Origin of the sequence: Sphingomonas sp. 66-10, from assembly GCF_001897045.1 — a bacterium.
In the GTDB taxonomy this organism is placed as follows: domain Bacteria; phylum Pseudomonadota; class Alphaproteobacteria; order Sphingomonadales; family Sphingomonadaceae; genus Sphingomonas; species Sphingomonas lycopersici.
This window is the reverse complement of sequence record NZ_MKRR01000094.1, coordinates 149,721-150,662: the sequence shown is the minus strand read 5'-3', so window position 1 is coordinate 150,662 and position 942 is coordinate 149,721. Positions and strand designations below refer to the sequence as shown.

The window sequence follows — 942 nt, the reverse complement described above, 5'->3', positions numbered from 1 at the left end:
TCCATCCGCACAAGGCGCTAGGCTACCGATCACCCCGCGAGTACATCACCCAAACCCGCGAGGCCTCGTCAGGCAATTAGGGGGCAACGACAGGCCGAGACCAGCCGCCCATTGGGCAGCGCGCCGCGATTGAGCAGCATCCGCGCATAACGGCTCATATCCGCGGCGGTGGAGGTGATCGCGCCGTCTGCGGCGAGATAGCTGAACCACGGCGCCGCGACGAGCCGTCCGTCGACCTGGCGGGTATAGCTGACCGGCAGCGTCGCGCGCAGCCGGTCGTCGATCTGCGGCGTGGTTTCCGTCATGCCCAGCCGATCGAGCGTGCGGTGCTGGAGGATCAGCGGGAAGGGCAGCTTGTCGATCCGCTCGGCGGCATAGCCGAGCAATTGATAGCCCGAATTGGAATACCAGAAATGCGCGCCGGGCGCGTAGCCCGGCTCGATCCCGTTGAGCGCGGCGATCAGGAACCGCATCGACGCGACGTTGGTGATGTAATTGGGCAGCCCGGCGGTGTGGGTCAGCAGCGCGTGGCCGGTGATCGCCGGATAGGGCGAGCGCGGGTGGAAATCGGGCAGATAGCGCGCGATCGGCGCGGCGGGATCGAACCGGCCCTCGTCGGCCATCTGCATCAGCGTCAGCGCGGTGAAGGATTTGGAGATCGAGCCGATCGCGAAATGCGTCTCCGCGGTCACCGGGCGCTTGGCGGCGATATCGGCATAGCCGTGCGTCGCGACGAGCAGCACCTGCTCGCGATCGGTGACCGCGACGACCAGCCCGGCCTCGCCCGGTGCCGCCTCGATCATCGCGCGGATATCGCGCAACGCCGCTTCGCGCGGGGTTTCTGCGTTCGCGGCGGGCGCCAGCGAGAGCAGGAGGAGCGCGGCGAGCGCGCGGGTCAATCGATGCATGAATCTACCAGCGCGTCGAGCGCCGCTCCCTGTC

General features: G+C 67.9%; 2 protein-coding genes (1 of these 2 cut by a window edge). Both read right to left on the bottom strand.

Translation table 11 applies throughout. From position 1 onward, the window contains the following. Nucleotides 1-68: 68 nt before the first annotated feature. Nucleotides 69-908 carry a serine hydrolase domain-containing protein gene (locus tag BGN95_RS08110; protein ID WP_286772285.1) on the bottom strand — a complete coding sequence of 280 codons (840 nt, stop codon included), beginning with the start codon at nt 906-908 and terminating at the stop codon, nt 69-71. 4 nt (nt 909-912) lie between these two features. Next, a protein-coding gene (locus tag BGN95_RS08105) for an N-acetyltransferase DgcN family protein (RefSeq protein ID WP_286772284.1) crosses the window boundary here: on the bottom strand, nt 913-942 show its end. 921 nt of this gene lie beyond the right edge of the window; 30 of the gene's 951 nt are visible here — the last part of the coding sequence; its start codon lies off the right edge, out of view; the stop codon is at nt 913-915.

What these genes read in the sequence shown, in the direction of transcription:
- BGN95_RS08110 (WP_286772285.1), bottom strand. Translation starts at nt 908, where the DNA reads ATGCATCGATTGACCCGCGCGCTCGCCGCGCTCCTCCTGCTCTCGCTG.